This window comes from Inquilinus sp., assembly GCF_057815775.1.
Window position 1 is genome coordinate 1 of record NZ_JBYRFX010000147.1, and the last position, 5,715, is coordinate 5,715.

Genomic DNA, 5,715 nt, shown 5'->3' on the forward strand with positions numbered 1-5,715 from the left:
CTGCGGCTCGATGCCGATGTCGGCCAGCAGGGCGTTGACCGCCGGGCTGAAATAGCTGGGCGTCTGCAGCGACTGCGAGCCGCCATAGCCGATGATGGTCCGGCCGTCCGCGGCGGTGAACTCGTTGCGCTTGGCGTGGCCGCCGAAATCGTCGATGGCATCGAGCACCAGGATGCGGGCGCCCGCCCCTGCCTGCTTGCGGTACTGGATCGCGGCGGCGAGGCCTGAGATGCCGCCGCCGACCACCACCAGATCATAGCGTTCGCCGGTCGATTCCGGCGTCCCGGCCTTGTCCCAGAAGGTGCCGTCGCGCACGGAGTGCATGACGTTGAACGACCCTTCGTACTGGCCGCGCAGGCCGGTCAGCGTCGCCGGGGCGGGAGCGGCCGGGCCGGCCGCAAAGGCGCTACGGGCCAAGGGACCGCCCAGCGCAGCGGCACCCGCCGTCAGGGCGACGCCGTCGAGAAAATCCCGCCGGGTGATCGCCCGGCCCATCCCCAGATCCCGATCGCGTTTGGACGACATCGCTTCCCCCTGGCTGGCCCCGGCCCCGAGGCTGCCCGCGGGACGGAGGGGCGGTCAAGCCGGGGATGTCAGACGGTCGGCTTCAGCCCAGTCAGGCGGAAGATCTCGACTTCGCCGTTGCGGCCGCGGACGCGGCGGGGGCCCAGGCTCTCCATCTCGAATTCCGGGCCCAGCAGCGCCGCGGTCTCGGCGCTGATCAGGATCGTCGTCTCCTCGTCGCGCGACAGCACCTTGCCCAGCTGTTCCAGCCGGTTGCCGATGTTCACAGTGTCGCCGACGATGGTGTAGTTGGTGCGGCCGGGCGCGCCGATGTTGCCGACCACCACCGGGCCGCTGTGCAGCCCGATGCGCAGGCGCAGCCGCGGCCGGCCGGCGGCGCTGCGGCGATCGTTGTCGACCCGCATCGCCGCGGCGATGGCCAGCGCGGCGCGGGCGGCGCGCGGCGCGTGGTCCTTCATCTTCTCCGGCGCACCCCAGAAGGCCATCAGGCAGTCGCCGATGAACTTGTCGATGGTGCCGGATTCGGCCTCGATGCTGCGCGCCAGGATGGCGAAATGCTCGTTCAGGAAGGCGGCGATGCGGGCCGCCGGCAGCCGTTCCGCCGCGCCGCTGAAATTGGCGATGTCCGTGAACATCACCGTCAGGATGCGCTCGATCGAGACCACGTCTTCGCCGTCGCCCTTGATGATCAGCCGGCGCACCAGGCTTTTCGGCACATAGGTCTCGAGCCAGCGCAGCCCGACCAGCATGGTGTTGAAGGCCTGTGCCCCCTCGTTCAGCTCCTTGAAGATGCTACCGGGCAGCGGCTTCAGCTTGCTGAATTCCAGGGTGCCGACCGCCCGCGCCTGGTCGGAGAAGGCGCGGACCGGGCGGGCGATCATGCGGCCGACGAAGACGCCGACGATGATCGCCAGCACCATCACCGCCAGCCCGGCCAGGCCGGCACGGATCACGCGCTGCACCTCGGCCCCGATCGCGTCGCCCGGCACATGGATGCCGAGGATCAAGGGCGTCGGACCGAAGCCGTAGATGGTGCGGTACAGGAAGAGCTCGTCATAGTCCCCGGTCTCGACCTCACGGATCCGCACCCGCGGATTGCGCACGGTGACCGGGTTGCCGTGCGACCACAGGGCGGCCAGCAGGGGGTCGCCGACCTGGTCGAGCCGTGGCAGCGGTTCCGCCACCGAGGCCGGCGGCGGGTCGACGGCCATGCGCGGATGCGCCAGGACGCGGTCTTCGCCATACAGGATGAACGGCACCTGCGACGGGTCGCTGGACACCCGCGCCAGGAATTTCGACAGGTCCTGCACCGTCACCACCGCGAACAGCAGGCCGACCAGCTGGCCGTTGCGGCGCACCGGCTGGCGCAGGTTCAGCACCGTGGCGTGCGGCCCGTCGTCCAGGTACAGGATCTCGCCCCAATAGGCGTCCACCTTGGCGGAGGCATCGGCCAGCGCCTCTTCGCTGCGCTTGGGGTCGCCCGGATTGTCGAAGGGATAATAGGTGCCGTCCGGCTGGCGCGACACGCCGTGGATCTTCATGTCCTCGGTCAGGTACGCGATCGACTGCACCTGCGGCGAGGCCGACAGGGCGCCGGTCAGCATGGTCGAGAACTGGGCGGCGTCGCCGGGGTCGAGCCGCCCCTGCTGCAGCATCAGGGCCAGGCTGCCCAGCTCGTTCGACACCGGTTCCAGATGCTGCCGCAGCCGGGCCTCGACCGAGGCCACGCCAATCTCGGCCTGGTTGGTCAGCAGGTCGAAGGTGGTCCGCGCCGTCGTCGTCCAATAGATCGCCAGCACCGCCGCGACCGCGATCGCCACCAGCCCGCCGATGGCGACAGCCAGCGTCCGGGCCAGGGTGACCGTGCGCTTGCGCGGGCCGGCGCGCCGCGGCACCGGCTCGATCTCGGCGGGAACCGGCAGGGTCATGGGGCGATGGCAGTGTCCAGCATCCGGCCCAGCGGCCGGCCGCCGAAGATATGGATGTGCAGGTGCGGCACCTCCTGGTGCCCGTGGCCGCCGATGTTCGACAGGATGCGGTAGCCGGGCTCGGCCAGGCCGAGGTCGCGTGCGATCCGGCCGACCGCCCGGGTCAGGGCCGCGATCTCGGCGTCGGACGCACGGTCGGAAAAATCATCCATCGAGACATAGGCACCCTTCGGGATCGCCAGCACATGGACCGGGGCCTGCGGGCTGATGTCGTGGAAGGCCAGGACGTGGTCGTCCTCATACACCTTCCGGCACGGGATCTCGCCGCGCAGGATCCGGGCGAAGACGTTGTTGGGATCATAGGCCATTCATGGTCCTTTCCACCGGTCCTTCTGATGATGAATCACGGCGAAATTCGGCCCGTCGACCAAGCGACCTGCAAGCGCCCGGACGCGACGTGCGGGGAGGAAGCTCCCCCACCACGGCCGGGACTCGTCATTCCGTCGGCCGCGACGCCTTTTCGGCGAGGCCGCCGATGCCTTCCCGTGCCGCCAGCACGGCCCAGACCGATTCGGGCGCCACCCCGGCATCAGCCCACAGCACCAGAAGGTGGTACAGCAGGTCGGCGCTTTCCGAGGCGATCGCCGCCGGATCGCCGCGCATTGCCTCGATCACGGTCTCGACCGCCTCCTCGCCCAGCTTCTGCGCGATCTTCGGCCGGCCGCGGGCGAACAGCTTGGCGGTGTAGCTGGTGGACGGATCGGCGCCCTGCCGCGACGCGATCACAGCGAACAGCCGTTCGAGCACCCGGGCGTCGATCTGCGGGGCGGAGCCTATGGAGGCGGGGCCGCTCATGCCGCCATCCGCACCGGCAGACCGGCCGCCGCCAGGTGCTGCTTGGCCTGGGCAATCGAATAGGTGCCGAAATGGAAGATCGAGGCCGCGAGCAGCCCGGTGGCGCCGCCGACCAGCGCCCCGTCGGCGAGATGGTCCAGCGTGCCGACCCCGCCCGAGGCGATCACCGGGACGCCGACCACCTTGCGGATCTTCTTCAGCAGCTCCAGGTCGAAGCCTTCCTTGGTGCCGTCGCGGTCCATCGAGGTCACCAGCAGCTCGCCGGCGCCGGTCGCGGCCATCCGGTCGGCCCACTCCACCGCATCGATGCCGGTGCCCTTGCGGCCGCCATGGGTGAAGATCTCCCATTGGCCCGGCGAGACCTGCTTGGCGTCGATCGCCACCACCACGCATTGCCGGCCGAACTTGATCGCGGCTTCGGACACCAGCTCCGGCCGCGCCACGGCGGCGGAGTTGATCGAGACCTTGTCGGCCCCGGCCAGCAGCAGCGCCCGCACGTCGTCGGTGCTACGCACGCCGCCGCCGACGGTCAGCGGCATGAACACCTGTTCCGCCGTGCGGCGGACCACGTCGAACAGCACACCGCGATTCTCATGCGTCGCGGCGATGTCGAGATAGACCAGCTCGTCCGCGCCTTCGCGGTCATAGTGCCGCGCCTGTTCGACCGGATCGCCGGCATCGACCAGATTCTCGAAGTTCACGCCCTTGACGACCCGGCCGTCCTTGACGTCGAGGCAGGGGATGACCCGGACCTTCAGCATGGCCTCAGGCCCCCACCGGAACCGGTCCGGACAGGATGGCCAGCGCCTGCTTCGGGTCGATGCGGCCGTCATACAGCGCCCGGCCGCAGATCACCCCGGCGATGCCCGACTTCTCCTCGCGCTTGATGACCCGGAGGTCGTCGAGCGAGGAGGCGCCGCCGGAGGCGATCACCGGCGTGGTCAGGGCGAAGGCCAGGTCGGCGGTGGCCTCGACATTCAGCCCGCCCATCGCGCCGTCGCGGTTGATGTCGGTGTAGATGATCGCGGCGACGCCGGAGTCCTCGAAGCGCAGCGCCAGGTCCAGCGCCTTGACGGTCGAGGTCTTGACCCAGCCCTCGATCGCGACGAAGCCTTCGCGCGCATCGATGCCGACGGCGACCCGGCCGGGCCAGCGACGGCAGGCCTCGCGCACCAGGTCGGGGTCTCGCACCGCGACGGTGCCCAGCACCACCCGGGCGACGCCCTGTTCGATCCAGAATTCGATCCGCTCGAGGTCGCGGATGCCGCCGCCGAGCTGCACCGGCAGCGAGGTCGCCTTGAGGATGGCGCCGATCGCCTCGGCATTGGCCGGCCGGCCGGCGATGGCGCCGTTCAGGTCGACGACATGGATCCAGCTGAAGCCCTGGCTGGCGAAGGCCTTGGCCTGTTCCGCCGGGTCGAGGTTGAAGACCGTGGCTTCGCTCATCTCGCCGCGGACGAGGCGGACGCAGTGTCCGTCCTTCAGGTCGATGGCCGGGTAGAGGATCATGGCATCGGGTCCAGCCCCGCCTCGGTCGGCGGGATCAACAGTTTGTGGAAGTAGCAGCCGCCGATCAGGCGGCCGCCGACACGAGCATAATACGGATTTGTGGCCCAGCGGATGAAACCCATCCCCTCGAAGAGACGGATCGCCGCAGACTGGGTCTCACGCACGTCGAGGCTGAGCAGGCCGTAGCCGCGCTCGCGCGCCTCGACCTCGGCCGCTTCCGCCAGCATCCGGGCCAGGCCATGGCCGCGGGCCCAGGGGGCGACGAAGATGCCGCTCAAGCCGGCGGCGAAGGCCTGCGCCTCGTTGTTGACCGGCGGCTCGACCAGCTGGATCGCGCCGGCGATCATCTCGTCGATCCGGCCAACGAACAGGTGCCGGCCGGGCATGACCACGACGCCGCCCCAGTACCGCTCCATCGTCTCGCGCGGCGGCGGGGCGACCCAGCCGAAGCCGCCGCCTTCGAGGATGGCGAGATCGGCGGCGTCGCAGAGATCGTCCAGGTCGTTGCTGCGGAACCGCTCCAGCCGGCCGACCGAAACCGCAGGCGGCGATGCTGCACTGTCATTCATGGCGCGGACCTTGGGCGGACGCCATTCATGGCGTCCAGGTGACGAAGTTGCCGAGCGCGCGCAAGCCCGCCGCCTGGCTCTTTTCCGGGTGGAACTGCAGGCCGATCCAGTTGCCGGACCCGACCGCGGCGGTCTGCTTCCCACCATAGTCGACCGTGGCCAGCACATCGACCGGGTCGGCCGGGACCATGACGTAGGAATGGGCGAAATAGACGTCCTGGCCGTCGAGCCCGTTCAGCACCGGATGCGCCTCGCCCACGGCCAGGGTGTTCCAGCCCATCTGCGGCACCACCAGGTCCGGGTCGGCCGGGGCCAGCGGCACCACCGCG

The 5,715-nt window shown here is 70.0% G+C and carries 8 protein-coding genes; all 8 read right to left on the minus strand.

Features of this window, described 5'->3' with window-relative positions; genetic code table 11:
* Positions 1 to 525: NAD(P)-binding protein (locus tag AC3XYG_RS05340; RefSeq protein ID WP_489138778.1), on the minus strand; the 525-nt coding region annotated here is incomplete at its 3' end.
* A gap of 68 nt (positions 526 to 593) precedes the next feature.
* Positions 594 to 2,453 carry an adenylate/guanylate cyclase domain-containing protein gene (locus tag AC3XYG_RS05345; protein ID WP_489138779.1) on the minus strand — a complete coding sequence of 620 codons (1,860 nt, stop codon included), beginning with the start codon at positions 2,451 to 2,453 and terminating at the stop codon, positions 594 to 596.
* Positions 2,450 to 2,821: a histidine triad nucleotide-binding protein gene (locus AC3XYG_RS05350; RefSeq protein ID WP_489138780.1), complete on the minus strand. Its 372-nt coding sequence runs from the start codon at positions 2,819 to 2,821 to the stop codon at positions 2,450 to 2,452. Before AC3XYG_RS05350 ends, AC3XYG_RS05345 begins: the two co-directional genes overlap by 4 nt.
* Before the next feature lie 127 nt (positions 2,822 to 2,948).
* Positions 2,949 to 3,308, minus strand: a complete 360-nt coding sequence (locus tag AC3XYG_RS05355; RefSeq protein ID WP_489138781.1) for a phosphoribosyl-ATP diphosphatase — start codon at positions 3,306 to 3,308, stop codon at positions 2,949 to 2,951.
* The gene (gene hisF, locus AC3XYG_RS05360) at positions 3,305 to 4,069 is read right to left on the minus strand and encodes an imidazole glycerol phosphate synthase subunit HisF (RefSeq protein ID WP_489138782.1); all 765 of its coding nucleotides are present in this window, start codon (positions 4,067 to 4,069) and stop codon (positions 3,305 to 3,307) included. Before hisF ends, AC3XYG_RS05355 begins: the two co-directional genes overlap by 4 nt.
* Before the next feature lie 4 nt (positions 4,070 to 4,073).
* Positions 4,074 to 4,817: a 1-(5-phosphoribosyl)-5-[(5-phosphoribosylamino)methylideneamino]imidazole-4-carboxamide isomerase gene (hisA, locus tag AC3XYG_RS05365; RefSeq protein ID WP_489138783.1), complete on the minus strand. Its 744-nt coding sequence runs from the start codon at positions 4,815 to 4,817 to the stop codon at positions 4,074 to 4,076.
* Positions 4,814 to 5,386 (minus strand): GNAT family N-acetyltransferase, encoded by a 573-nt coding sequence (locus AC3XYG_RS05370; RefSeq protein ID WP_489138784.1) that lies wholly within the window; start codon positions 5,384 to 5,386, stop codon positions 4,814 to 4,816. The genes hisA and AC3XYG_RS05370 overlap by 4 nt, the downstream gene beginning before the upstream one ends.
* A gap of 25 nt (positions 5,387 to 5,411) precedes the next feature.
* The coding region (locus AC3XYG_RS05375) for a glutamine amidotransferase-related protein (protein ID WP_489138785.1) at positions 5,412 to 5,715 on the minus strand (304 nt) is incomplete at its 5' end.

Excerpts from the sequence above, each read along its gene's own strand:
- AC3XYG_RS05345 (WP_489138779.1), bottom strand. The coding sequence starts at position 2,453 with ATGACCCTGCCGGTTCCCGCCGAGATCGAGCCGGTGCCGCGGCGCGCC.
- AC3XYG_RS05350 (WP_489138780.1), bottom strand. The coding sequence starts at position 2,821 with ATGGCCTATGATCCCAACAACGTCTTCGCCCGGATCCTGCGCGGCGAG.
- AC3XYG_RS05370 (WP_489138784.1), bottom strand. The coding sequence starts at position 5,386 with ATGAATGACAGTGCAGCATCGCCGCCTGCGGTTTCGGTCGGCCGGCTG.
- hisA (WP_489138783.1), bottom strand. The coding sequence starts at position 4,817 with ATGATCCTCTACCCGGCCATCGACCTGAAGGACGGACACTGCGTCCGC.
- hisF (WP_489138782.1), bottom strand. The coding sequence starts at position 4,069 with ATGCTGAAGGTCCGGGTCATCCCCTGCCTCGACGTCAAGGACGGCCGG.
- AC3XYG_RS05355 (WP_489138781.1), bottom strand. The coding sequence starts at position 3,308 with ATGAGCGGCCCCGCCTCCATAGGCTCCGCCCCGCAGATCGACGCCCGG.